The following is a 24,026-nucleotide window of genomic DNA, read 5'->3' on the forward strand; positions in this document are numbered from 1 at the left end:
CAAACTGTCCATCCTTATTTACCATTTTCTGACCATTGTTGGTTACTGATTACACATTTTCATATTATAAGCCATACCTTAAAGGATGGGGGCTGGATTATACGGCATTTGAAGTCCTTGTCGGGGCATCTTCACAGGATATCAGGCTGACGGGGAATGTGGAGCTGGCCTGTCCGGATATGATACCGCCTCAGGTGACAGGGATGACACCCCGCGACAGCGTTTCCATTGCTACCCATCGCGTTGATCTTGTGATGACCTTTGACAAGCCTGTAAGGTTCAACAATGAGAAACAGATCGTTATCAGAGAGTATGCTTCTGATGTAATAGCAGGGATTATTCCTGCAAGCTCTGTCGGAGGTTCCGGAACGGGCATGATCACTTTTTACAACACGACCGATCTTGCACTTCATACAAAATATTACATCACGGTTGATTCTGCTGCATTTCTGGATCAGTGCGAGAGTGCCTGGGAGGGGATTTCGGACAAGGATGCCTGGACGTTCGTCATCACCTCCATCGGGTATGAGGACAGAGATAATACGGAGGTCTGGTTGCATTTGTATCCCAATCCCGCAAAAGATGTGCTGGTCATTGAGTACCATGAGATTTCCATTAGCCAGCCTACGTTGCAGATTTTAGACTTTGCTGGGAGGGTTGTGGCGACAGTGAGGTTATTACCCGGACCATCAGGACTTTTTGAGTTTGACTGCTCTGGTCTTGGAAGGGGGGTTTATTATGTGAAGCTGGTCACGGAGAAAGGAGGTGTGGTGAAAAAGTTTGTGAAAGGATATTGATCGTTAGATCCCTGCGCAGGCAGGGATCTGAGTCAGATCGGTTGACTCTCATTTTAGAATTGAAACTTTTCATTCTGAAACCGTTCGGGTACGGCCATGACAATGTCGGCATAGCTTATCAAAAGCAACCCGATATTGGCGATGCTGAAAAATCCCCTGTCCGGAATCAGGGTGAAATCTTTCTATCCTATCTATTCATCTGATCTGAAATCTTTTAAACAAATTTTCGTGAATAACTGTGCCTAAATGGTGAAAAGTTACAGCTCAAATGACCCTCCCCAGAAGAGGTTATTTCAGGTCATAGTGAAGGGAATGCTCTGTCAGATGCTGTTTGCAGAAGTAGACTCCAGATTCCTGAAATTGATGACCTCCACTTCCTGAACTTTTTGCTCTGTAATCCCATCATATATCAGTACTGGTTTGACAGTACTGTTGGGAAAAGTCCTTAAAAAGTGGTTGAATTGTTTAATGAAATCAGGATGAAAGGTTTGAGAAGATTTTATTTCAACCGGCTGAAGCAGGTTTCCATGTTTGATAACGATATCGATTTCGTTATGATGACTGTCATGATAAAAAAACAGGTTACTGTCCAGCCCTTTGTTAAAGCGGTTTTTCATGAATTCTGATACGATCATGTTTTCAAAGAGTGCTCCTCTGAGCGGATCCCTGTCGAGCTGGGTTGTGTTTTCGATTCCCAGAAGAAATGCGGCCAGCCCCACATCATAAAAATAAATTTTTGGTGCCTTAATGTATCGCTTACCAAAGTTCTCAAAATAGGGAGGTAAAAAATAGGCAATATAGGAAGCTTCGAGCATGGACATCCAGGACTTGACCGTTCCAACCGACACACCAGTTTCATTGGCAATAGCTGAAGCATTGACCAGATTGCTGATCCGGCCTGCACAAATGCGGACGAATTTTTGGAATAACTGAAGATCCTTTATTTGTGTTATTTTTCGGAGGTCCCTCTCGAGATAGGTTTCATAATAGTTTCGGTATGCTTTATAAGGATTCAGTTTATGAGCATACACTCCCGGATAGAACCCCCTTAGCATAAGATCACTGGTAGGTAACGATTTTTCAGGACCGATTTCGGATAATCCCAAAGGGAGTAATTTTAATATGGCCGTTCTGCCAGCCAGTGACTGAGTCACTTTGTCAATGAGCAGCAATTGATTGCTGCCCGTAAGTATAAATGTGATTTCACTTCTTCTTTCATCAGCAATTTGCTGCAGGTAGGAGATCAGTTCAGGGATATTCTGAATTTCATCCAATATGGCCCCTTTGTCAATGTTATTCAGAAAAGCCCTTGGATCAGAACTTACCATGAACCGGGTATCCGGATTTTCAAAATTGTAATAAGGTAAATTACCGAAAAGATGTCTTGACAGGGTTGTTTTACCGGATTGCCTGGGACCCGTAATGGTAAGTACAGGATACTCTTTTGACATTTTAATCACCTCATCTTCGATGATTCGTTGAATATACATTTTGTGTAAATTTAAAGTGTTGATGCAAAAATACACAAAATAATAAGATTTCCCTGATCGTTAGGTTGTAATTTTATAAAAAAGATGATTATGGATAAGTGAGGATCTTTGGAGATAATGTTCCCCTTACCCGTACCGCACCGGCAGCCAGATTTCCACCCGCGTGCCGGCAGGCTGCGACCGGTCGTCGAACAGGTCCGTGATGTGGCAATAATACCGGGGATCGGCAGGATCATCGTTCAACAGGGCGAGTCGCTCCTCAGAGATCCGCGTCCCATGCGAACGATGCATGGATCCCTGAAGGGAAGTGAAGCGGGCTGCTGCCGCTCTGCCCACCCCGTCGTCTTCGATGATGCAGTGTAACCGGTCGTCGCCGGTGATCCGGCATCCTATGAGCAGCCTGCCTTTCCCCGCCTTATTGCGCATGCCATGCCGCACGGCATTCTCCACGTACGGCTGCAGGATCATCGGCGGGATCATCACCAGCGAATCGTCCACATTTTCGTGGATGTGGATCTCATCCTCGAATTTATCGCCGAAGCGCATCTTTTCCAGATCCAGATAGGCACGGATGTAATCCATCTCTTCCGAAAGGGTGATGTTTTTCTTGGAGGCGTTGTCCAGTGTCAGCCGGATGATGCGGGCAAAATCCGCCAGGTACTTCAGCGCAGCATCCACCTTGTTGCCCAGAATGTAGTTCTGGATGGCATTCATTGCATTGAAGACAAAGTGCGGATTCATCTGCGCCTGCAACGCCTGCATTTCGATCTCCGACAGTTTCCGGTAAAGGCTGTTTCGTTCTTCTTCCCGTTTTCGTATTGTCCGGATCCGGTGGAGGTGGAAGATAAGCAGGATGGCGGTCAGGGCCAGCCCCACAAGGGAATAGAACCACCAGGTACCGAACCAGGGACGTTTCACTTTGAAGGTAAATTCCACGGGGATGAAATCCATCCCGGTGTGCAGGTTCGTTCCTTTTACCATCAGTTTGTACCGGCCCGGCGGAAGGTGAGAGTACACTGCAAATTTTTCCCCGGACAGGGGTGACCACAGCCGGTCAAACCCTTCCAGATAGTACTGAAAACGGTCCTTCTCCGGATTGAATAAGTTCCCCGACCGGAAATAGAACGTCAGGTAATTTTGATCATACCTTAATTCCAGTTGGGATTTGGAATTTGGATCCTGGGATTTACCAACAGGTAAACCTGACCAGGTATCTGCGCTGGTGTACTCTTCCCAGTTTACCTGTTGGTTATACAGGTCAATGCGTTCCAGCTTGACCGGCACGGGAGCATAAGCCAGCTGATGATAAAGTGGTGCATTGATCCGGATCAGGTGATCCCGGGCTCCCACCCAGATCATCCCGCTGGAATCCATTACGGCATAACTTCCACCAAAATCGTTATAACCTTCTTCCTCATCCAGCACATAAATGTCCGGCTGTCTGTTTTGATACAGTCCGGGGAGATCAATGACGTGGATGCCGGTATTGGTCCCTGCCCAGAGAAAGTTTTGCCTGTCGCACTGCATCCACAGGATTGCATTCCCTGAATATTCCCCTAACGGCCTGATCCGGTGCAGCACCCTGAAGGCATCCTGTTCAAAGTCACCGATCAGGATCTCCCCGTTGGCGGCTCCCGCCAGGATGTGCCCTGACCGATCCATTTTAAGTTCATTGATCACTTTGGGCAGAGCAGGGTCGCTCCGGCTGAAAGCATAGAAATTACCGTCACAGCTCATGAAAAGCCCGTAAGTCAAAGAACCATACCAAACCTGGTTTCCTTTGCGCAGGACCCGCTGAGCATTGCTGGGGGCTCCTGTGGTAAGCGTTGAATAAAATTTACCAGCGTTCATCCGATGGTCAGAAAAAATTGTCACCCCTTCAACCCATTTTCCTACGGAATGGATCGAATCGGCTTCGTCGAAAATAAAGCAGGAGGGTCCATAGGTGCTTACCAGCTCTGTATTTTTTGTATCCGGATCAAGGCGGGAGAATCCAAGTTTGTGGCTCACCCAGATCTGATCCCTTGAATCGGATTCCATGTCATAGAAGGTATTCAGGTAGGCTTGTGCCATTGCCCGGTAGTTTTGGATGTTGCCGGCGTCAAAATCCTTCATCAAAACGGGATAGCCCTGCTTCCAGGAATTCATATTCTGAAGCTTCTCTTTTTCAGCAACCAGGCTATGAACTGCTCCCTCCAGAAAATTCTCCTTACCCAGGAATTCGTAAGCTGTATCCTGAACGAGGAAAACCCCGTCATCTGTCAGCATCCATAACCGGTCAGGTGCTGAATGGTGCAGATCCGTGATGGTGAGATCCTCCAAACCGAACCAGGAAGCATCACGGTATTCAAACAGCTGGGGAGGAATTTTGTAAAGCCCCTGATCCATTGACCCGTACCAGATGACATCGGTTTCTTTATCATAAAAGACACAATAACCATTGGAACTGACAGGTTTGATAAATTCGCTCAAATGGATCAGCTTCCCGTTTTGAATCTTATACAACCCTTTATGAACGGGATTTACCTGTTTCTCTGTCCATCCGGCCAGCCACAGGTCGCCCCGCTTGTCTTCCGTTATGCCAAAGACCTGTCCCACACCACCGTAATTTCTTACAATACCATTGTTCACCAAAATAATGGAATCTTTTAATCTTCCAAAAGAATAGACCGTGTCGCTGTCCGAAGAAACGAAGCAGGCGCTGATATCCGTGTGCCGCAGAACGTTTTTGGAAAGGATTTCAAGGGAATCCTTCCCGGGAAAAAAACGGTAATTTTTGGCTGACCACCCGATGATAAAAACAGCCGTGTCTCCCACCAGAAAGTCGGTGATAATGGCATTTTGCGATATTTTCCCGTTCCGGGTGTTGAATTCGTGGAAGCCCGTGCTGTCGTAATAGCAGAACTGGGTATGGCAGCCGATGAGCAGGAGGTGATGCCGGTGATCGTATTTCAGCTCGCGTATTTTGTGATCGGAAAGGCCATTGGACCGGTTAAAGTTGGTAAATGTCCGGTTATCAAATTTGCTCAGTCCCCCGTCGAATGTCCCGAACCACATATTTCCCTGCCCGTCTTCGGCGATGGCCCATACGCGGTCGCCGGCCAGCCCGTGGGAGGAGTTGTAGACCTTGAAATTTTTACCATCGAAAAGGCAGACACCGGCGTCGGTCCCGATCCATAACTGACCACGGGAATCCTTGAAAATGGCCCGGACCGAATTGCTCGGTAATCCATCGCGGATGGTGTAATTCCTGGCGTAATAGGTCTGGGCAGATGAAACCAGGGAATGTATTACCAGGATGAGCACCAGAAGATTTTTCATGAGCAGCTTCCTGTTACTGGGATGGAGACCGGTGCGTCAGCGCCCGGATGAACTCTTCATTTCTTCTTGCAGCCACATCGATGACCGTACCATCTTCCAGCGTGATCAGATGGCCATCGGTCTTGGTATACTTTTTTACATAATTCAGGTTGACCAGATACGACTTATGGACACGGAAGAACGTTTCGGAAGGGAGGAGTTCCTGGATGATCTTCAGGGTCTTGGGTACCACCACGACTTCGCAGGGCACCAGGTGAATGCGCGTATAGTTCTCATCTGCCTCACAATACATGATATTGTTGATCCGTTCCATCTGGTACCCTGTGAGGGTCGGCAATGCCACCTTGCTCATAATATCGGAGCCCATGCTCAGGTTTGAGAGCAGGGTTTCGATGCGGGCCTGCCGGGAAGTGACCTGAATCTTTTTTTCAAGTTTCTGCACGGCCTCCTGGAGATCAGCAAAGTTCACCGGCTTCAGCAGGTAATCCAGTGCTGCATGCTTTATGGCATGGATGGCATACTGCTTATAAGCGGTGGTGAATATGACTTCAAAGGTATATTGGTCAAAGTAGTCGAAAATCTTAAAACCGTTTTCTCCCGGCATTTCGATGTCCAGAAATACGAGGCCCGGGTTGTATTTATGAATGGCCTGCACGGCATCCTGGACCGATGCGGCCAGGCAAACCACCTGCAGTTTGTCGGGGAAATAGCGCTGGATAAGCTTCTCAAGCGCTTCCCGGGCATTGAGCTCGTCATCAACGACAATGCAGGTGGTCATTCGGTTTTCATTCAGAAAACCACAAAGTAATGAATTTTCTTTCTTAGTGTGGAAGGAATTTATTTAAAGTGAGGATTTGCAGGATAAGCGTAGAGTTTTACCAACTAACTGATCCCGGACCCCGAACATTGACAATTGACAATTGACAATTACTCCAGTTCCAGTCTCCCTGAGGCGGTGGCTACCGCATAATCCCCCATCGCAGTGGCGCTTCGGTAGATCCTGCCATTGAACAGGATGTCAACGCAAACATGGGCATTTTTGTGGTTGGTCTGAGCGGAGCAGTAAATGTAGATCCCCGGGCAGGCCTGGAATGTTCTGCTCCAGCCATCAGGCTGGCTCTTTTCCTGCCGGGCCTTCATTTCGCTGCATTTGTACGTGATGTCAAATCCGGAGGGTGCTCCTGTCACCTTGATGATGACAAATCCTTTTTTGTTTTTTGGGGTGAAAAAACAGCGCAACCGGTACAGTGAGTTTTTCATGGGAGAGAGTTTGTTCAAAAATAGGGAATGTTTTTCGATAAATCAAGGGGGGTGCGGAAATAATGGAAGATTCTGTTAAAAACCGGCTAAATTTGTTAATAACACTGAAAAGTTATACTTTTGCACCCAATTTTTGCTCCGGGCCGCATGCCGTATCTCGATCAATTTGTGATTCCCCTTTCCGGCCTGAAACCAGGAATGCACGACTACAAATTCATCGTTGATGATGAATTTTTCAGGCAATTTGCGTATTCGCAGATAAAATCGGGAAAGCTGGAAGTTGATCTTGAACTTGAAAAGGAGGAAACGGTGCTGACCCTTCGTTTTACGATCAACGGAACGGTGCATGTGATGTGTGACCGGTGTTTGGACTATTATGACCAGCCTGTCAATGGCCTTGAGCGGCTGATTGTCAGGTTTGGGGAGACCAGCTTTGAAGAGACAGATGAAATCGTGGTCATACCCAGCACGGAGCACCGGATCAACGTGAGTCATTACATTTATGAGTATATTCATCTGCTGTTACCCTATAAGTGCGTACATCCCAACGGCGAAGGTGGGATCAGTCAATGCAACCGGGAGGTGACCGACAGGCTGCAGAGCCATAGCGGAGAGGAACAGACGGCAGATCCCCGCTGGGATACCCTGAAGAAATTGTTATAAAATATTGATTTACAATTAAATAAGAGAAGCAATGGCACATCCGAAACGAAACCACTCCAAAACAAGAAGAGACAAGCGAAGGACCCACGATAAAAAAACCCCCGCAACATACACCATTTGTTCAAATTGCGGTGCATCAGTGGTTTATCATAGAGTTTGCCCGGAATGCGGCTATTATAAAGGTAAAAAAACCATTGAGAAAGAAACGGCTGTCTGATGCATCGATCAGTTTCACTTGTTGATCACCTAACTGGCACAACATGAACATTGGCTTAGATGTCATGGGGGGCGACCGGTTCCCCGATGCTCCGGTCGGCGGTGCTGTTCAGGCATACCGGGAAATGGACCCTGATGACCGGATCGTTCTGATCGGTGACGAAAAGGTCATCCAGGATACCCTGGTTCGCAAAGGGGGTGATCCCGCCTGCTTTGAGATCGTTCATGCCTCGGAAGCGATCCGGATGAATGAATCCCCCACCCGCGCCTTTTTGCAAAAACCTCATTCCAGTATTTCGATTGGTTTTAAACTATTGAAGGACAATCGTATACATGCATTTGCCAGTGCGGGTAGCAGCGGTGCAATGATGGTGGGATCCATTTACAGCGTGAACGTGATCCAGGGCATCATCCGCCCGGCCACCACTGCCATCATTCCTAAGGAAAACGGCGGCGTAACCGTTCTGCTGGATGTCGGGACCAATCCGGATCTGAAGCCTGATGTCATGTACCAGCTTGGCATCCTCGGTTCGGTCTATGCAAAATATGTGCACCACATCGGCAATCCCAGGGTGGGACTTCTGAACATCGGAGAGGAGGACATCAAGGGGAATCTTTTGTGTCAATCTTCCTTCCAGCTGATGAAAGACTCGCGTGATTTCAATTTTACCGGCAATGTGGAAGGGCGGGATCTTTTCAACGACAAAGCAGACGTAGTGGTATGTGACGGATATACGGGCAACATTGTCCTGAAAGCGCTCGAGCAGATGTATTTTCTGATGAAAAAACGAGGCCTGGTGGATGACTACTTTGAGCGTTTTAATTATGAAAATTTCGGAGGAACCCCGATACTGGGAATCAATGCACCCGTCATTGTCGGTCATGGCATCTCCAACGAACGCGCCATCAAAAATATGATCCTTCTAAGCAAGGAAGTTTCCATAGCCAACCTGCCTGAAAAAATCAGCCATTCGCTGACCGAAATCAATCAAAACAATATTTGACGGTTCACTTAGGATTAAACTGATCATTCTTTTCTGAATATAAATCACCTGGCATTATGGGAAAAATAAGAGCGGCAATAACGGGTGTAGGAGCGTATTTACCTGAATACAGGCTGACCAATGAGGAATTGAGCCGGATGGTCGATACCTCGGATGAGTGGATCATGGAACGGATAGGCATCAAAGAGCGGAGGATCTTAAAAGAAAGGGATAAAGGGGCTTCCTTTATGGGAGCGAAAGCTGTAGCGGAATTGCTTCAGAAAACAAATACTTCACCCGCCCAGGTGGATGTGCTGATCTGTGCCACGGTGACCCCCGACATGCAGTTCCCGGCCACAGCCAACCTGATCAGCGATGCAGTCGGAATAAAGAATGCCTTCAGTTTTGACATCGGGGCAGGCTGCTCTGGATTTCTGTACGCCCTTGAAACGGGAAGCCGCTTTGTGGAAGCAGGTGACTACAGGAAGGTCGTCATCGTGGGTGCTGAAAAGATGTCGACCATTGTCGATTACACCGACAGGGCTGTATGTCCGATCTTCGGGGATGGAGCCGGAGCGGTGATGCTGGAACCCACAACCGATGATTACGGCATCCTCGACAGTATTTTGCGGTCAGATGGCTCGGGCGCTGTTTACCTGCATCAGAAGGCAGGGGGCTCGCTGAAGCCTGCCTCCCACGAAACCGTGGATGCCCGCGAACATTATGTTTACCAGGAGGGCCGTACGGTTTTCAAATACGCTGTTGCCAACATGGCCGACATATCCGTGGAGATCATGCAACGAAACCACATTGCACCCGCTGAACTGACCTGGTTCCTGCCGCACCAGGCCAACTTGAGGATCATCCATGCCGCGGCCAACCGGATGGGCATCAGCCCCGAACAGGTGATGATCAATATCGAAAAATACGGCAACACCACGGCCGCCACACTGCCCCTGCTGATGTGGGAATGGGAAGATCGGCTGAAAAAAGGCGATAAACTGATCCTGGCAGCTTTCGGAGCGGGATTCACCTGGGGTGCAATGTACCTGAAGTGGGGCTATAACGCCAACGGGCGTTAAAAACTATCACAAGGGATATTCTTCCCATATCCCATCCTCAAGATACCTGACCGACCGAAACCCGATTTCCGCCAGTATCCTGACTGTTTCGTCAAACCAGGCTGTCAGTTCGTCGGGGCGATGCGCATCGGTACTGATGGTCACGGGGATCTTTCGTTGGTTCATTTTCTGAAGGACCCATCTGCCAGGGTACAGATCCTCTGACCGTTTTTTATACACTCCGCGCGTATTGACCTCCACCATCAATCCCGCTGCCTGGATGTTGTCCAGGGTCTCTTCCACCAGCTGAACATACCAGGGCTCATCCTCCTTAAAATGACGGCCCTTGTTGTGCATCTTTATCTTGTCGAGGTGCCCGATGACCGTTGGCCGCTGATCGGTGATCATCTGGTTTACATACCGGTAATAGGTGGCAACCGCCCGGCGGATATCGTTGTCAAAAAGATCCCTTAATCCGGAATCATAGATCTCAGGCAGGGGGCCGTCGATGAACCACAGTCCTTCCCGGTCATCCGGCCTGACCAGATGAACTGACCCAATGGTGTAGTCCAAATGCAGCGTGTTTCGTAACCGGTCAAAATCATCCGAAATACCGGGGATGTAATCGATCTCCAGCGAGAGGTAGATCGGGAGCCGTTCAGCGTACTTCTGCTTCAGACCGAGGATCACCTGGCAGTACTCATCCAGGTTATTCCAGCGGATGGCAAACGGCGTATCAAAAGGCAGAGGGCTGTGCGCGGAGAATCCCAGGGAATGCATGTTCTGAAGCAGCGCCTCCGTAACGTAATCCTCCGGATCATTCTTCCCGTCACAGAAACGGGTATGGGTATGGTAGTTAAAACGGATCATATGTTACCGTATGAATTTGTCCCTGCCGGGCCACGAAAGTACCACTTAAAATTGATTAAATCATGAATTATACCTAATTTAGGGGCATGTTTAACTGTACCCCTCCCCTGCCGGCTGGGGAGGGTATGGGGGAGTGGTATAATGAATGAACCCCCTGATATTAACCCGGATCAATACCCTTAATTCAAATTACAAACATTCCGATCATGAAAAAGCTCTTTTGTACCCTGTTCACCCTCTTATGGATCCTGCCAGCCATTGCCCAGCCACAAACACCCCCCCCCTGCAGGGTATTGCTCCCCTCCATAGCAGAACGCTATGAGGGGGAGTGCAAAAAAGGATTGGCTCACGGAGAAGGATTTGCCCTGGGAAGGGATACGTACCGGGGTGAATTTGTGAGGGGTTTCCCGGAAGGCCATGGCGTTTATGCCTGGAGTACCGGTGAGGTGTACGATGGGGAATGGATCGAGGGCAGGCGCGACGGATTTGGCACCTTTTCCTACAGGGTGAACAATGCCGACAGTATCATTACCGGCTACTGGAAGGAAGACCGGTATGTGGGCACTGAATACCACAAGTATGAATACAAGGTGCTGGATTCGAGAGACATTGATGATACACGCTTTTTACGGATGGACCACTCCGGAGACCAGGTCAGGATACGGTTTTACAGATCAGGAGTGGAAAATTCTAATCTGACCAATTTGTTGCTGTGGGGCGACAGCGGCTATCAAAGTTCAGCTTTTACCGGGTTTGAAAGCATTACCTTTCCTTTCACGGGCCAGGTGACGTACGAAACCAGCAATAAGATCGGAACGGGCACACTGATCTGCAAGCTGATGTTTGTCATTTATGAACCGGGAAGCTGGGAAATTGAGGTGCAGAATTAAAATCAAAGAGTAAAGAGCAAAAATCAAAAATAATTAATCCGGGAGTTGGAACTGAATAGGTAAATGGTATTGAACACGAACCGGGGTGTTTTTTTGCCTTCCGGGAATCCAGAGAGGCATGGAATTGACCAGCCGGATCGCTTCCTGAGCACACTCCGGGGAAAGGCCACGCAAGACTTTTATATCTGAAAGGGACCCGTCTGTTTCCACAACGAAGCTCAGATAGACGGTTCCTTCTGTTTTTACGGCCAGAGCCTGCTCCGGATAGCGAAGATTCCGGTGCAGAAAGGCATCAAGGCTGTCTTGTCCTCCGGGAAACTCAGGCCAATGTTCAGCAACGGTGAATATTTCTTCACCCTGTGGCATTTCCCGACTGACATTGACCGTCCTTAAGGCGCTTTTACTCTTCCCGGCCGATACACGACCGAGCGCGACTCCCTCAACAACTGCCGGTGGCTCTGCCACGGTGATGTCTTCCATTTCTATGATTATGGCCTGATCTGTTTCAGCCCCCTGAGCCAGGCTGTCCGTTGCCGGATAGGCTCTAACGGCTGAAGCCAGTTCTTCCGCCGGGATTTCGGATGGTTCTGTTCTGTCGGTCGGAATGATCTCTGTGGAGGGAGGCCTGGATGCCACCGGTTCTGGTTGAGATTTTTCCCTGGGTGCGATGTCCTCACGGGTGACAACCTTTGGAGCTTCCGTAACAGAACCCTGTTCATTATGAGGTATTTGCACCGATTTCTCCGGGGTGGTATCCTTCAGTGCGATCAGTGCTTCCGGATGATCGCTGCCGGGTTGCCGCAACAGAAGGAAAATACCAATGAAAAGGACGACCGATGCGGCCGCAGCGGCAACCGTCCAGGTCTTCATCACGGATATTTTTCCGGTCACTGGGCGAAGCCTTCGGGAGGAAGCTGCAGAAGTCATTTCCAGGATCTGCTGGTTGAGGGAGGCGATTTCACGGTCAGTCACCCGTGAATTTTTTCCTCCGGTCAGCCCCTCCACCGCATCCTGGCAGAACCTGCAGGTATCCAGATGATCCAGAACGATGTTCTGATCATCAACGGATAAGCTGCCTTCCAGGAAGCTGCGGATGGTTTGGGAGGTCAGACAACCGGAGGGAGTCAACAGGGGTGATATGGGGATTTTTTTAGCCATGTTCTTTGACCAGCAGGTTTTTCATGTTGCGTTTACCGTTCTGAATATGACTTTTGACCTGATTCATGCTGTATCCGGTCATATCTGATACCTCCTGATAGGATTTATCGTGAAGATAAAGCAGTTCCAGGCAGGTTCGCTGTTCCTCACTGAGTCGCCGGAGTGCATCCATCATTTTTGAAAGCCGGTTGTCCAGCTCATTTCTATCAAGATGCAAAACATCCCCGGAATCCATAATTTCTTCCGAAAAGGATGCCACCCATTGCTTTTTGACCTTTTCAACGGAAGCCTCTTTTCGAAGGATCATCAGGCAGTGATTTTTGGAAACGGTATAAAGCCAGTTTTTAAAGGTTTCCACGTCATGGGAGTGCAGGTTCTGCATCAGGTCTTCAAAGATATCCATCACGGCATCGCGCGCATCTTCCTTGTCCTGGAGGTATTTCAGGCAAACACCGTAGACCAGATGGGTATAACGCGTAAACAGGGTGCCGATGTAGCGTGTTTCGCCGGAGGCCCGATACCGGGAAATCAGTTCATCGTCCGCATAAACCGGCTCGGCTGAACTATTTTTCTTACTGAATAACCACACGCTGAATCTTTATTTATGGAATTCCCCTGGAAAATGCATCTTTTAACAAAAGTTATTCCAAAAATCCATTCAAGTCATGAAAACAAATGCCGTGATCAGCAGGATGTTACTTCTTCCCATCCTTTGCAGCTTATTGCTTTTTTCCGGTGCCCAGAATGTCATTTTACCTGTCATTCAGGATCCTGAACCCGAAAGCGACCGTTCTTCCTCGCCCTATTTTTTCGTTCCGTCGGAGGATCCTTCCACCGATCAGCTCCCCCTGAAATCCACCTCGGCGGAGGTACAGATCAGCGGGGTGATTGCCGACGTCAGGGTGACGCAGGTGTATGAAAATGAAGGGAAAAATGACCTGGAGGCTGTCTACGTCTTCCCGGCCTCCACCCGCGCGGCCGTGTATGCGCTGAAGATGACCATCGGGGAACGGACCATCACTGCCCGGATCGAGGAGAGCGGTAAAGCCAGGGATGATTATGAGCAGGCGCGGCAGGAGGGAAGAACGGCTTCGCTGCTGGAACAACAGCGGCCGAATGTGTTTCAGATGAATGTGGCCAACATCCTGCCGGGTGATGTGATCACCGTCGAATTGTCCTATACGGAGCTGCTCATCCCTGAAAAGGGGATTTATGAGTTTGTTTATCCAACTGTGACCGGACCCAGGTACACCGGTCCCGGGAGGGATGATGATCCCTGGAACGCCAACCCTTACACGCAGGAGGGAAATAAGCCGTTGTACACCTTCGGTATCCGTGTCGGTCTCACCTCGCCGGTCCCCATAAAGGATCTCAGGAGCACTTCACACGCGATACAGACCAGTTACAGCGGGAGCCGGTCGGCTGCAGTGACCCTGTCGGAAAGTGAACACTATGGCGGCAACCGGGATTTCATTCTGCAGTTCCGCCTGTCGGGTGATAAACTGGAGTCGGGAGTTTTGTTGTCGGAAGGTGATGAGAACTTCTTCCTGGCCATGATCCAGCCGCCGCGGATGATCACCCCGGAGATGATCCCTCCGCGGGAGTATGTTTTCATCGTGGATGTGTCGGGCTCGATGTACGGTTATCCGATCAACATCTCCAAAAAACTGCTGAAGGACCTGATCGGCAGTCTGCGGCCGTCGGACCGTTTCAATGTGATCCTTTTCGCCGGGGATTCCAGGCTGCTGTCGGACAGGTCGCTGCCGGCCAATGGAGAGAACATCGGCAAAGCGGTCAGGATGATCGAGGAACAGAGTGGCGGAGGCGGTACGGAGATCCTGCCTGCGCTCGAAAAAGCGTTGTCGCTGAAAACTGACAATGAATACGCCCGCACATTCATCATTGCCACCGACGGGTATGTTGCCGTTGAGAAGGAGGTGTTCCGGCTGATCCGTGAGAACCTGGGGCGGGCAAACTTTTTTCCTTTTGGCATCGGTACATCGGTCAATCGGTACATCATCGAGGGTATGGCCCATGCCGGTCAGGGAACTGCATTTGTTGCCACGAACGAATCGGAGGCAGAAACGATGGCCAAACGGTTCAGGGAATATGTCCAGAGCCCCGTTCTGTCCAATATCAAAATGAGCTTCAATGGTCTTGATGTTTATGATGTGGAGCCGCTGAGCGTTCCGGACGTGTTTTCAGAAAGACCAGTGCTCGTCTTCGGAAAATGGAGGGGCAATCCATCGGGAGAGATCGGCCTTGAGGGATTATCAGGGAGGACCAGCTACCGGCAGACCATTGAAGTCAACACCAGGGATTTAAACCGTAATAATGAAGGTTTGAAATACCTCTGGGCGCGGGAACGGATCCGCATCCTGGATGATTTTGCAGGATTGGGCGAGGAAAACGAGCTGCAGGCGCAGATCACCAGCCTGGGCCTGAAGTACAACCTGCTTACCCGGTACACTTCGTTCGTCGCCATTGATTCGCAGGTGCGCAATGCAGGCGGGGAGCAGATCACGGTCAGGCAGCCGCTGCCCCTGCCGGAGGGCGTCAGCAATTATGCGGTGGGAGCGTCTTCGGGAGGTGCGATGATTCAGGGAGTCAACGGGAAACTGAAGGGACATACATTCCTGGGCGGGGTGCGTGTCCCGGCAAGGGAAGCAGGGAGCATAGGGGATTTTGCCGTGGAATATCCTTCTTCCGAATGGGAGTCCGATCCGGAAGAACCGGTTTTTACCGTTGCTGAAGTTGCACCTGTCTTTAACCACCTGGGGCAGTCGCTCGAAGAATTCATCTGGGAACATGTCAAAAATCCGTACCCGTGGCCTGACCGTGGCACGGGTGGGGAGGTGTATCTTACGTTTGTTGTGGAAAAGGATGGGACGGTCTCAGATATACGGGTTTTAAGAGGTCTCTCTGCTGAGTGCGATCAGGAGGCGATTCGTGTGATAAAACTGACCAGCTCTTTCTGGACCCCGGCCCTGCAGAGGGGCGTACCGGTGAGGATGCAGATGCGGGTGGCGGTGAAGTTTGGGGAGTAGGAACCTTTTGTATCCCTGTTGAATGAAGTAATTGATTTACGAACAGAGGAACAAAGATTTTTGATTTCTGAAGTGAATTCAGATATCAAAGATCAACATTCCTCTGTTAGTAAATCCTTCGAATGTTCGGCGATGGCTATTCGCCTGGTCTTACATTTACTGTATTCTTTCTGATTCCCGCCAGGTCATTTTTTTTCAGGAGTCTTTCTTCTTCCAGGTCATAATCATCCTGCAGCCCGAGCCAGAATTTTGCCGAATTGCCAAAATAATTGCTTAATCTGAGGGCTGTGTCCGCAGTTATCCTTCGCCTTCCTTTTATTATTTCACTGATCCGTGTCTGAGGAATATGAATGTCCTTTGACAGTCTGTAAGCAGAAACATTCGTCGGGATCAGGAATTCTTCCAGTAGAATTTCCCCTGGGTGAATGTTAGTTAGTCTTTTTTTATTCATAGATTTCAATGATAATCAATTATTTCGACATTATAGGAGTGCCCTTTCTCCCAATGAAAAATAATCCTCCACTGATCATTAATGCGTATGCTATGATAATCCCTTAATTCACCTTTCAGTTTTTCTAAATTGCTGGATGGTGGAACTGTCAAGTCATTTAAAGTTAATGAATTATTAAGCATTCGTAGTTTCCGCCTGGCAATATGCTGAATTTCATCGGGCAACTTTCCGGATCTGATCCCATTCCAGATTTTTTCCGTTTCCCTGGATCCAAAAGATCGTATCATAGTAACGTATTACGATACTAACGCCAAAAGTAAGTAATTAACTTGAATAATGCATGAATCACAAGGTAAAATTTTGACCTTATTCATACCTTAATCCGAAAAGTGTCCTTTTTGTTACCCTGTTGAATGAAGTAATTGATTTACGAACAGAGGAACAAAGATTTTTGATTTCTGAAGTGAATTCAGAAATCAAAGATCAACACTCCTTTGTTCGTAAATCCTCAGAGATCTTTGATTAAAACGTTGGAAGGCGATTTTTCCAGGGCTGTCCGGAAGTTACCGATCTTTTCTTCCAGTGCCGCCATAAGCCGGGAGTCGTTAACGATGATATCCTCCATTCCATGGTAGTCGATCGTTCCAATCATTCCCTGGATCGTGATGGTGGAAATCGCCCGGGCGGGCTGGAAACCGCTTTCGTTGAGTTCTTTGTCGTATGTTTCACTGACCAGATGGCAATCCACCAGCATGTTGATCAGCTGGTTGGTCAGACGAGCAGGGATGCCAAGGCTGATGGCAATTTCGGAGGAGCTCAGGGGCCGATTGCCTTCCTCAAACTGCCGGATGATCCGGTGCATGATCATCATGGCCAGAAGGCGCTTGTGCGCGTGGCTCAGCCGCATGGAGTTATCCTCGAAATCATACGTATCAACATTTTGATCAGCAAAGGAGATCTCGGCACCCAAAAGGATGATCTGCCAGCTGAGGTTGATCCAGATCAAAAAAAGCGGGATGGCTGCAAAACTGCCGTAGATCGCATTGTAATTGGTAATGCCCACCTGGAAGCGAATATAATACCACTGCAGGATCTGGTAAACCGTTCCGGCCACGATGCCTGCCAGCAGCGCTGATTTGAATTTGACCTTGGTGTTGGGAAAGATCATGTAAACGAACGTCAACAGGATCCAGATCAGCAGATAGGGAAGGAGCTTTGCCAGGAAGATCACCAGGGGAGTGATGAATTCAAGCACCCTGATCTTGTCAGCCAGTGTATCCAGCTGGGTGGAAACATAGACCGTTATGCTGCTTGAGATGATGATCAGCGCGGGTGCCACCAGGATCAGGGCCAGGTAGTCGGTAAACTTGCGGATGAAGGAGCGTTTTTTATAGATCTGCCAGATGTTGTTGAAGGTACGTTCGACCGTATTCAGGACGGTGACGATGGTCCAGATCAGCAGGATGAATGCAATGCCTGCCATCAGACCGCCGTGTGTCTTTTCCAGAAGCTTGTTGGCAAAATCAATGATCCGCGTCATGAACTGTTCCTGGATGGCCAGACTATCCAGGATGAAGTCCCGGATCGATGCTTCAGCGCCGAATCCCTTGGCAATGCCGAAAATGATGGCCAGGAACGGCACAATGGCCAGAATGGAATAGAACGTCAGCGAGGATGAGCGTAAGGTCAGTTTGCCCTTGCTCACACTCCGCAAAACGATCATGACAATGCGGAGCAGCCGTATATACAGCGACTTGTAATAGGGTAACTGGGAAAGATGGATCCGCCAGATATCCTTTTCAAGATAGGTTCGGGCCTGAAGGTAATATTCCCGGAGTTGCTTCACAAGGGATTAAACGATAAACCGTTCATAGGGTTTCAACCAGCTCGAAATCCATTTGCTTTTTCGACAGGTCGATGCTTTTTACCCTGATCCTGACCGGGTTGCCCAGCTGGTACTCTTTTCCGTTCCGGCTGCCGACGACACGGTAATTTTCTTCGTCCAGGTAATAGAAATCATCCTGCATATTCTTCAGGGATACCATTCCCTCGCATTTGTTTCCTTCGAGCTCGACAAAGATGCCCCATTTGCTTACCCCGGATATCAGGCCGTTGAATTCCTGTCCGATCTTATCTGCCAGATATTCAGCCTGTTTGTATTTGACCGACGCCCTTTCCGCCTCCTCGGCCTTGCGTTCCATGATGGACGAATGGATGCATTTTTCTTCATAGGTTTCTTCATCTACACCGGGTGCTCCCTTCAGGTATTCAAAGAGTAAGCGATGTGCCATCAGATCAGGATATCGCCGGATGGGAGAGGTGAAATGGGAATAAAAATCGAAACCAAGTCCGTAGTGACCGATGTTTTTGGTGGAATACTTCGCTTTGGCCATGGTGCGGATGGCGATGGATTCGATCATGTTCTCCTCGCCTTTACCCTCGATATCTTTGAAAAGCTGGTTGAACGACTGGGCCAGTGTTTTTCTGGAGTTGGTCCGGATGGAATACCCCAGTTTGCCCAGGAACTCGATGAAATTCTGCAGTTTTTCGGTGCTGGGTTTATCGTGGATGCGGTAAACAAAGGTTTTGGGTTTTGTTTTTCCCCTGACAAGTCCTACCTTTTCAGCCACGCGACGGTTGGCCAGCAGCATAAAATCTTCGATGAGCCAGTTGGATTCTTTATTTTCCTTGATATAGGTATCGAGGGGTTTGCCTTTTTCATCGAGCCTGAATTTGACCTCTTCGGAGCGGAAGTCGATGGATCCTTTGCCGAAGCGATCCTGCCTGAGTTTGGTGGCCAGCTGGTGCAGGATCAGGATCTCTTCTTTAAAATCACCGTCGCCGCCCTCGATCATCTGCTGTACCTCTTCATAGTTGAATCGCCTGTCGGAGTTGATGATGGCTTTTCCGAACCATTCACGAATGACCCGTGCATCGTCGTCCAGTTCAAAGACGGCGGAAAAGCAGAGTTTATCCTCGCGGGGTTTCAGGGAGCAGACGTTGTTGGAGAGTTTTTCGGGGAGCATGGGGATCACGCGGTCGACCAGGTACACCGAGGTGCCTCTTTCGAAGGCTTCCTGGTCGATGACGTTACCGGGTTTGACATACCAGGAAACATCGGCAATGTGCACGCCCACCTCCCAGTGGCCGTTCTCGAGCTTCTTCAGCGAAAGAGCGTCGTCGAAGTCCTTGGCATCTTCCGGATCGATGGTGATGGTGAACGTTTCCCTGAAATCTTTCCGCTGGCTGATCTCGTGCGGGGTGATTTCCACCGGGAGCCTGTCCGCTTCCCTTTCAACGCTTTCGGGAAATTTCACCGGAAAGTCGAATTCCACCAGGATGGAGTTCATTTCCACTTCATGTTCTCCGGGGCTTCCGAGCACGTCAGTAATTTCCCCGAAGGGGGTGTTCGACTCGCGGGGCCAGTCGGTGATGCGGGCGACGGCCTTCATCCCGTTGGCCGCTCCGTGGAGTTTCTCCAGCGGTATGAAGATGTCGACGGGCATGTTGGGATTGTCGGGGATCAGGAAGGCATACTTTTTTGCGGCCTGAATCACACCCACGAAATGGGTCTTGGCCCGCTGGAGTATTTCGATGATCTGTCCTTCGATCTTTCTACCCTGGCGTTTCGGGAACAGGCGCACCTTCACTTTATCGCCGTTCAGGGCGTGATTGGTGTTGTTGGCTGCGATGTAGACATCTTCCCCAAGATCTTCCGTGATGACATAGGCTTTTCCGGTGTGCTTCATGTCCACCGTCCCGGAGATCACCGCGCTGACAACAGCGGCGGCTGCTTTGTCGGGATGGAGCTGGTATTTTCCCTGTTTGACGGAGATGATTTCCCCGTGGTTTTCAAGATCGTACAGGATGTTGCTGACAAGTTCACGGGAGGCCTTGTCCTGAACGCCCAGCTGGGCGGCCACCTGGCGGAAATTGTATCCTTTGTGGGGGTTATTTGCAAAGATGGCCAGGACGGCTTTCATAAAGGGATTCACCCTGACGGGGGGTTTTTTGCGTGATTTGGACATGATATGGTTATTGGTGGTTATTTGCTCGGCCTTTCAGGCCTCGCGTCATTTATGGTCATTCGTTGTTAAATTGTCAAATTGTCAAATTGTTCAATTGTTCTTCAGACTTTTGCCGACTGCTGATCCTGACTTTCGTCAGGACGTCGCTTTGCTCCGCTGCCGACTGACAGCACGGGGATGGCCTGTATCAGGTTCCGGGTATACGGATCGTGCGGGTTTTGATAGAGCTCTTCCGCATCGGCCATCTCCACGATTTTTCCGTCTTTCATGATAATGATCCGGTCCGACATGAATTTGACCACAGAGAGGTCGTGCGAGATAAAGATATACGTCAGGTTAAATTCTTCTTTCAGTGCATTAAGCAGGTTGAGTACCTGGGCCTGGATGGACACGTCGAGGGCGGAGACCACCTCATCGCAGATGATGAATTCCGGTTCCACGGCCAGGGCGCGGGCGATGCAGATGCGTTGACGCTGACCTCCTGAAAGTTCATGAGGATAGCGGTAAAAGTATCGCTCTTCCATGTTCACTTTCTCCAGCAATTCAAAAGCTTTCAGGCGCCGGGCCTTTTCGCCCGAATGCAATCCGTGTACCTTCATCGGCTCCACGATGGCCATTCCTGCCGTCATCCGTGGATTCAGCGATGAATACGGATCCTGAAAGATGATCTGGAGGTTTTTGCGGAATTCACGGATCTCTGTCCTTGAGAGATCCAAAAGAAGCCTGCCTTTGTAGATGACCTGCCCTGAGGTGGGTTCGATCAGCCGGAGGACCGACCGTCCCAGCGTTGTTTTTCCGCAGCCGGATTCCCCGGCGAGACCCAGTGTCTCCCCCGGATAAACTTCGAACAGCATATCATCCACCGCTTTCCGGTAATTCCTTACCCGGCTGAACAGTTTGCCGGGCAACGGAAAAAAGGTTTTTAAATGAATCACCTGCAGCACGGGCTGTTGAAGGTAGAGTTGCTCAATACGGCGGGACCGTTCTTCCGGGGAAACGCTTACGGAGAGCGATGGACCGGGGTTCAGCGGCCCCTTTTCCAGGCTTTCGGTGAAATCGGCTGCAACTGGCAGTCTTTTCAGCCTGATATCCAGCGGAGGGCGGCAAGCCATCAATCCCCGCGTATAGGGATGCCGGGGATGAGTGAAAATGGAATCCACAGGACCTGCCTCGACGATGCAACCGTTCCGCATCACCAGCGCCGTGTCAGCTATTTGCCTGATCACTCCCAGATCGTGGGAGATGAACAGAACGGCCATTCCATACCTGTGCTGAAGCTCCTTGATCAACGCCAGGATGTTTTGCTGAATGGTGACATCCAGGGCCGTGGTAGGTTCATCGGCAATGAGCAGGGCAGGATGTGACGAAACCGCCATGGCGATCATGACCCGCTGCCGTTGCCCGCCCGACAGCTGAAAAGGATAGGACCGGTAAATTTCCTCAGGGTCGGGCAACTGCGTTTCGGAAAACAGGTCCAGGGTCTTTCTTCTGGCACTGGATGCCGGAACGTTCTGATGCAGCCTGATGGTTTCAGCCACCTGCCTTCCGCAGGTAAGTACCGGATTCAGGGATGTCATCGGTTCCTGGAAGATCATGGAAATCCTGTTGCCCCGGTACGATCGCATTTCTTTTTCGGTAAGGGTCAGCAGATCAACAGGATGGGAGTCCGTAAGCTGAAAAAGGATCTTTCCATTCGTGATATGGCCTGCCGGTACGGAGATCAAACGCATGACCGAAAGGGCGGTCACGGATTTACCTGAGCCCGACTCACCAACGATCCCCAGGATCTTACCCGGCTCAATGGAAAACGAAACGTGATCAACCGCCGTCACCGAATCAGCCTCGTCCCGAAACTCCACCGTCAAATCCCGTATGTCAAGCAAAGGCATTGAAAAATTTTGACAAAAGTACATAAAATAAAGGGAAGGGAGGGTAACAAATGGGGTGAGAAGGGGATTAAGATATCAGATTAACGATTAACAGATATTTGATATTTACTTTTTGCTTTATGAGTTTACTGAAGGATTTTGTGGGGCTTGTATTTCCGGAGGTGTGTGCGGCCTGCGGCAGTCCGCTGGTTTTGAATGAGCACTTGATTTGCTCTTCCTGCCTGCTGCACCTGCCACGCACCTATTTCAGCAGGGAGCGGGACAATCCCGTGAGCCAGGTGTTCTGGGGCAAGCTGGAGGTCTATTCTGCCACTGCACTGTTTCTGTTCAAAAAAGGAAGCGGAGTGCAGCATCTGTTGCATCAGCTCAAATACAAGGGAAACCGTGAGGTTGGGATCTACCTGGGGGCACTCCTCGGCGATGAGCTCCTGGAAAGTGAACTTTTCAATACGGTGGAGGCTGTGGTGCCGGTACCACTTCATCCCAGGAAAAAAAGGAAGCGGGGATACAATCAGAGCGAGGTGGTGGCCGAAGGCATCTGCCGATCTTTGACAGCTTGCCTGGATACAAGAACCCTTGTCAGGGTGCAGTATTCGGAAACGCAAACCAAAAAATCCCGTTACAAACGCTGGGAAAATGTCAGGGATATTTTCACCGTCACATCGGACACCCATCTGGCAGGAAAACATGTCCTTCTTGTGGACGACGTCCTGACAACAGGTTCCACGATGGAGGCCTGTGCCGGTGCACTTCTTAAGATCCCGCAGCTGATCCTGAGCATTGCCTGCATCGCTTTCGCCACACACTGATAAGAACCTCCGGTGTCAGAGGTGGCATTGGGATCATAAGGCACATGATCACTGAAACAGTCAGAAAAAAAGTTGATGTATTCAATTTTTTTTTAATTTGGCACTTCTTTTCAACAAAGACAAGGCCTATGAGGAAGTTAATACTCTCATTATCAATTATTTTTATTATTCTTACCCAACTTTCCGCACAAACCGTTCTCCCCAACATGGATTTGGAAGAATGGGCTGAATTTCCATTTTCATCAGGATTTTATGAAGAACCGGCCGGAGGGATCTGGACAACAGCGAACAAGGCCGTACTTTTAAATCCCGAGATATTCAAGATTACAACATTTAAAACCGGGGATGCCCATCACGGGAACTATGCCGCTAAAATTGTTACGGATCTGGCTGATCTGCCAGGCCCGAACGATATATTACAGACCGGAACGCTGGCCACCGGATATTTTGATGAAATGGCCCTGCCCCCTTCCAATCTGAAAGACGGAGTCCCATTCACTGGAAGACCGTACCGTTTAAAGGGATATTTCAAATACCTTCCTGTCAAACAGGACTCCTGCGACGTCTATTCGCTTTTGTATAAATGGAATCCGTCGACGAAGAGCCGGGATACGATCGCTTATGCCTGGAAGACCGATACCATCACGGTTAAAGAATGGACTAAGTTTGATCTTCCCTATCATTATTATTCGGAGGAGGTACCGGATACGATTTCGATCATTTTCGCCCCCAGTGCTGGTGGCGATCTGTTCGAAGGCCAGGTGGGCAGTACGTTGTATATTGATGATATTTCACTGGAGTTTGAAAACGGAGTTGAATGGATGCTCATGTCGGAGGTTGTTTCCAAAGCCTATCCAAATCCTGCGTCCGACAGGGTGACCATTGAATTGAGCGGGGAGATCAGGCAGGGTCGTTTGATCCTATACTCTTTTCAGGGAAATGTGTGCCTGAATACCGGATTTACAGGAAATCTGGCCATCATTGATGTTGCTGATCTGCCATCGGGCAGTTATTATTACCATATTATTGATTCAAAAAAGATCGTATCGGGAGGTTCATTGATCATTGCAGAAAGATAATAATTAATATTTTG

The 24,026-nt window shown here is 49.4% G+C and carries 21 protein-coding genes; 9 read left to right on the plus strand and 12 right to left on the minus strand.

What is annotated here, in order from left to right:
* Positions 1-35: 35 nt before the first annotated feature.
* Positions 36-797 (plus strand): T9SS type A sorting domain-containing protein, encoded by a 762-nt coding sequence (locus PKI34_00005; protein HNS16184.1) that lies wholly within the window; start codon positions 36-38, stop codon positions 795-797.
* Between the two features lie 320 nt (positions 798-1,117).
* On the opposite strand, the gene PKI34_00010 is transcribed toward PKI34_00005, so the two are convergent.
* The 4 genes from PKI34_00010 to PKI34_00025 all read right to left on the minus strand — a co-directional run bounded on the left by PKI34_00010 (position 1,118) and on the right by PKI34_00025 (position 6,868).
* On the minus strand, positions 1,118-2,287 hold the full coding sequence (locus PKI34_00010) for an ATP-binding protein (protein ID HNS16185.1): 1,170 nt from the start codon (positions 2,285-2,287) through the stop codon (positions 1,118-1,120).
* 126 nt (positions 2,288-2,413) lie between these two features.
* The gene (locus PKI34_00015) at positions 2,414-5,608 is read right to left on the minus strand and encodes a histidine kinase (protein ID HNS16186.1); all 3,195 of its coding nucleotides are present in this window, start codon (positions 5,606-5,608) and stop codon (positions 2,414-2,416) included.
* Positions 5,609-5,621: 13 nt separating this feature from the next.
* Positions 5,622-6,386 (minus strand): LytTR family DNA-binding domain-containing protein, encoded by a 765-nt coding sequence (locus PKI34_00020; protein ID HNS16187.1) that lies wholly within the window; start codon positions 6,384-6,386, stop codon positions 5,622-5,624.
* 149 nt (positions 6,387-6,535) lie between these two features.
* Positions 6,536-6,868 (minus strand): hypothetical protein, encoded by a 333-nt coding sequence (locus PKI34_00025; protein HNS16188.1) that lies wholly within the window; start codon positions 6,866-6,868, stop codon positions 6,536-6,538.
* A gap of 120 nt (positions 6,869-6,988) precedes the next feature.
* On the opposite strand from PKI34_00025, the gene PKI34_00030 reads away from it, so the two are divergent.
* Genes PKI34_00030 through PKI34_00045 form a run of 4 tightly spaced genes read left to right on the plus strand, consistent with a single transcriptional unit; the run spans position 6,989 to position 9,812 of the window.
* Entirely contained in the window at positions 6,989-7,531 is a 543-nt protein-coding gene (locus PKI34_00030; protein ID HNS16189.1) for a DUF177 domain-containing protein, read from the plus strand.
* A gap of 31 nt (positions 7,532-7,562) precedes the next feature.
* The gene (gene rpmF, locus PKI34_00035) at positions 7,563-7,748 is read left to right on the plus strand and encodes a 50S ribosomal protein L32 (protein HNS16190.1); all 186 of its coding nucleotides are present in this window, start codon (positions 7,563-7,565) and stop codon (positions 7,746-7,748) included.
* A gap of 43 nt (positions 7,749-7,791) precedes the next feature.
* The gene (gene plsX / locus PKI34_00040; GenBank protein HNS16191.1) at positions 7,792-8,751 is read left to right on the plus strand and encodes a phosphate acyltransferase PlsX; all 960 of its coding nucleotides are present in this window, start codon (positions 7,792-7,794) and stop codon (positions 8,749-8,751) included.
* A 56-nt stretch (positions 8,752-8,807) separates the two neighbouring features.
* Entirely contained in the window at positions 8,808-9,812 is a 1,005-nt protein-coding gene (locus PKI34_00045; GenBank protein ID HNS16192.1) for a beta-ketoacyl-ACP synthase III, read from the plus strand.
* A 6-nt stretch (positions 9,813-9,818) separates the two neighbouring features.
* Here PKI34_00045 and PKI34_00050 read toward each other — a convergent pair whose 3' ends face one another.
* Positions 9,819-10,661 carry a histidinol-phosphatase gene (locus PKI34_00050; GenBank protein ID HNS16193.1) on the minus strand — a complete coding sequence of 281 codons (843 nt, stop codon included), beginning with the start codon at positions 10,659-10,661 and terminating at the stop codon, positions 9,819-9,821.
* Between the two features lie 206 nt (positions 10,662-10,867).
* On the opposite strand from PKI34_00050, the gene PKI34_00055 reads away from it, so the two are divergent.
* Positions 10,868-11,551, plus strand: coding sequence for a hypothetical protein (locus PKI34_00055; GenBank protein ID HNS16194.1), 684 nt, complete (start codon positions 10,868-10,870; stop codon positions 11,549-11,551).
* A gap of 33 nt (positions 11,552-11,584) precedes the next feature.
* Here PKI34_00055 and PKI34_00060 read toward each other — a convergent pair whose 3' ends face one another.
* Both PKI34_00060 and PKI34_00065 read right to left on the minus strand, forming a co-directional pair.
* A complete protein-coding gene (locus tag PKI34_00060) occupies positions 11,585-12,709 on the minus strand; it encodes a TonB family protein (GenBank protein HNS16195.1) in 1,125 nt (374 codons plus the stop codon).
* Complete coding sequence (locus PKI34_00065) at positions 12,702-13,298, minus strand: sigma-70 family RNA polymerase sigma factor (GenBank protein HNS16196.1); 597 nt, start codon at positions 13,296-13,298, stop codon at positions 12,702-12,704. Before PKI34_00065 ends, PKI34_00060 begins: the two co-directional genes overlap by 8 nt.
* 76 nt (positions 13,299-13,374) lie before the next feature.
* Between PKI34_00065 and PKI34_00070 the strand changes: the two genes are divergently transcribed.
* Positions 13,375-15,756, plus strand: coding sequence for a VIT domain-containing protein (locus PKI34_00070; protein ID HNS16197.1), 2,382 nt, complete (start codon positions 13,375-13,377; stop codon positions 15,754-15,756).
* A 136-nt stretch (positions 15,757-15,892) separates the two neighbouring features.
* On the opposite strand, the gene PKI34_00075 is transcribed toward PKI34_00070, so the two are convergent.
* The 5 genes from PKI34_00075 to PKI34_00095 all read right to left on the minus strand — a co-directional run bounded on the left by PKI34_00075 (position 15,893) and on the right by PKI34_00095 (position 22,124).
* The gene (locus tag PKI34_00075; protein ID HNS16198.1) at positions 15,893-16,207 is read right to left on the minus strand and encodes a HigA family addiction module antitoxin; all 315 of its coding nucleotides are present in this window, start codon (positions 16,205-16,207) and stop codon (positions 15,893-15,895) included.
* A 5-nt stretch (positions 16,208-16,212) separates the two neighbouring features.
* Positions 16,213-16,494, minus strand: coding sequence for a type II toxin-antitoxin system RelE/ParE family toxin (locus PKI34_00080; protein HNS16199.1), 282 nt, complete (start codon positions 16,492-16,494; stop codon positions 16,213-16,215).
* Positions 16,495-16,715: 221 nt separating this feature from the next.
* The gene (locus PKI34_00085; protein HNS16200.1) at positions 16,716-18,053 is read right to left on the minus strand and encodes a YihY/virulence factor BrkB family protein; all 1,338 of its coding nucleotides are present in this window, start codon (positions 18,051-18,053) and stop codon (positions 16,716-16,718) included.
* A gap of 22 nt (positions 18,054-18,075) precedes the next feature.
* A complete protein-coding gene (gene rnr / locus PKI34_00090; GenBank protein ID HNS16201.1) occupies positions 18,076-20,235 on the minus strand; it encodes a ribonuclease R in 2,160 nt (719 codons plus the stop codon).
* 101 nt (positions 20,236-20,336) lie between these two features.
* Positions 20,337-22,124: an ABC transporter ATP-binding protein gene (locus PKI34_00095; protein ID HNS16202.1), complete on the minus strand. Its 1,788-nt coding sequence runs from the start codon at positions 22,122-22,124 to the stop codon at positions 20,337-20,339.
* Between the two features lie 119 nt (positions 22,125-22,243).
* On the opposite strand from PKI34_00095, the gene PKI34_00100 reads away from it, so the two are divergent.
* Together PKI34_00100 and PKI34_00105 are read left to right on the plus strand one after the other, a co-directional pair.
* On the plus strand, positions 22,244-22,933 hold the full coding sequence (locus PKI34_00100) for a phosphoribosyltransferase family protein (GenBank protein ID HNS16203.1): 690 nt from the start codon (positions 22,244-22,246) through the stop codon (positions 22,931-22,933).
* 206 nt (positions 22,934-23,139) lie between these two features.
* Positions 23,140-24,012 carry a PCMD domain-containing protein gene (locus tag PKI34_00105; protein HNS16204.1) on the plus strand — a complete coding sequence of 291 codons (873 nt, stop codon included), beginning with the start codon at positions 23,140-23,142 and terminating at the stop codon, positions 24,010-24,012.
* The last annotated feature ends 14 nt before the right edge of the window (positions 24,013-24,026 follow it).

This window comes from Bacteroidales bacterium (assembly GCA_035342335.1).
GTDB lineage: Bacteria > Bacteroidota > Bacteroidia > Bacteroidales > JAGONC01 > JAGONC01.